The organism is Streptomyces bambusae (assembly GCF_019400985.1).
In the GTDB taxonomy this organism is placed as follows: domain Bacteria; phylum Actinomycetota; class Actinomycetes; order Streptomycetales; family Streptomycetaceae; genus Streptomyces; species Streptomyces bambusae_A.
Map to the genome: position 1 here is coordinate 1 of NZ_WTFF01000597.1, position 1843 is coordinate 1843.

Below are 1843 nucleotides of genomic sequence, written 5' to 3' on the forward strand. Positions count from 1 at the left end.
TTAGGGAAACGCCCGGTTACATTCCGAACCCGGAAGCTAAGCCTTTCAGCGCCGATGGTACTGCAGGGGGGACCCTGTGGGAGAGTAGGACGCCGCCGAACAATCATTGTGGGAAAGCCCCGCACCGTTAATGGTGCGGGGCTTTTCTGCGTTCAGGGCTAGGATCCGCCGTATGACCCAGCACCAGAACGTGATACGTCCCGTCCGAGCCGACGAGTGGGAGAAGGCCAAGGAACTGCGCCTGACGGCACTGCAGGACCCCGTCGCCCGCATCGCCTTCCTGGAGACGTACGAGAAGGCCTCCGCCCAGCCCGATTCCTTCTGGCAGGACCGCACGCAGCGGGCCGCCGAGAGTGCGACGGTGCGTCAGTTCGTCGCCGAGGCGCCCGACGGGACGTGGGTCGGGTCCGTCACTGTGTTCGTGGAGGCGGCCGGCTCCGACAGTGTGCTGGACGATCAGGCCGAGGTGGACCAGGGGCACGTCGTGGGCGTGTTTGTGCGGCCCGAGCACCGGGGCACCGGGGTGATCGAGAGCCTCTTCGAGGCCGGCGTGTCCTGGGCCTGGTCGCTGGAGGAGCCGCGGCTGGAACGCGTACGGCTCTTCGTGCACGAGGACAACGCGCGGGCCGCGGCCTTCTACGGGCGCTTCGGGTTCCGGCCGTCCGGGGTCGTCATACCGATGCCGAACGACCCGTCCGCGAAGGAGATCGAGTACGTCCTCCCGCGGCCCTAGCGGCGGCTCAGCTAGCGGCGGCTCAGCGGGCCGGCAGGTCCGCGGCCTCCGGCCAGCGGGAGCGGGCCTGTTCGCGGCTGCGGCACAGAGCCAGCAGCGGCAGGCTCTCGTCCGTCAGCAGCTCCGGGAGCTGGGGGATCGGGGCGACGGCGGCGACGTCGTCGAGCACCAGCGAGAGTGGTGGGTCGAGCCGACCGTGGGATGACCGTGCGGCCATGCGGCGGCCGTGCTCGACCACGCTCGCGGCGAGTGCGGTGAGCAGGGGCATCGCACCCGGGTGGGTGCGCGGGTCCTCCAGGGGCTCACCCACCACATAGAGAGTGCCCCCTTCGGTCAGAAACGATGCCAGCGTGAGCGAATCTGTTCGGTTCGGATTGCAGGCCTCGCGGATGTGGATCGACGTGAGGCAGGAGAGCGTACGGGCCGTCAGCTGGAGGGCCATGTCCCGGCGTTCGGGATGGGCGGCCAGGGCGCTCTCCAGTTCGCCGCCGGCGCCGGCGGCCGCCCGGGGGTGGGTGCGCAGGACGCGGACCGGTTCCTGGGCGGAGGTGCCCTGGGCCCAGCGGTGCAGCTGCTTGAACGGGCGGTCGTCCAGCGCGGCCGCGTGCAGCCAGCTCCGGAGGAGCGTTTCCGCCGTGTCGGCGACGGCCGCGTCCATCCGGGCCTGCGGCCGTACGGGGGCGAGGAGCGCGTGCGCGCGGGCGGCGGCGGTGTCGCGGTCCGCGCAGCCCTCGGCGGGGTTCCAGTGCATCCGCGCCGGGGTGTCGCACAGGTGCGAGGGGTCGTAGAGCAGGACGGGGCCCAGCTTGGCGCGGGCGTCCTTGGTCTGCGCCCACAGGGCGGGGGAGGAGGTCACGACGAGGGCGGCGCCTTCCGCCTCCGCGATGCGGTGGGCGGCGGCGCGGGTACGGTCGTCCGGGCCGCCGTACTGCATCCGGCGGGTGGCCGGCCCCGTCGCCACCACGGATTCCGGGGCGGGCGAGGGCGCGGCCGAGGGCGCGGGGGCGGTGGCCGGCGCGGGGAACGGTGCGGACGTCGGGGCGTAGCCGAAGACGTAGGGGTAGGCGTCGTCGCCGCCCGCGGGCTGCCGGCCCGGGGCCTGGGTCGGCG

At 72.9% G+C, this 1843-nt stretch carries 1 protein-coding gene, 1 rRNA gene and 1 pseudogene; 2 read left to right on the forward strand and 1 reads right to left on the reverse strand.

Annotated elements, in window-relative coordinates; translation table 11 throughout:
* Both rrf and GPJ59_RS35895 read left to right on the forward strand, forming a co-directional pair.
* Nucleotides 1-101: ribosomal RNA gene (rrf, locus tag GPJ59_RS35890) — 5S ribosomal RNA — on the forward strand; the annotation flags it as partial.
* A 71-nt stretch (nucleotides 102-172) separates the two neighbouring features.
* Nucleotides 173-733 (forward strand): GNAT family N-acetyltransferase, encoded by a 561-nt coding sequence (locus GPJ59_RS35895; RefSeq protein WP_219672310.1) that lies wholly within the window; start codon nucleotides 173-175, stop codon nucleotides 731-733.
* Between the two features lie 22 nt (nucleotides 734-755).
* On the opposite strand, the pseudogene GPJ59_RS35900 reads toward GPJ59_RS35895, so the two are convergent.
* Nucleotides 756-1843 (reverse strand): annotated as a pseudogene (locus GPJ59_RS35900) (type IV secretory system conjugative DNA transfer family protein); the annotation flags it as partial.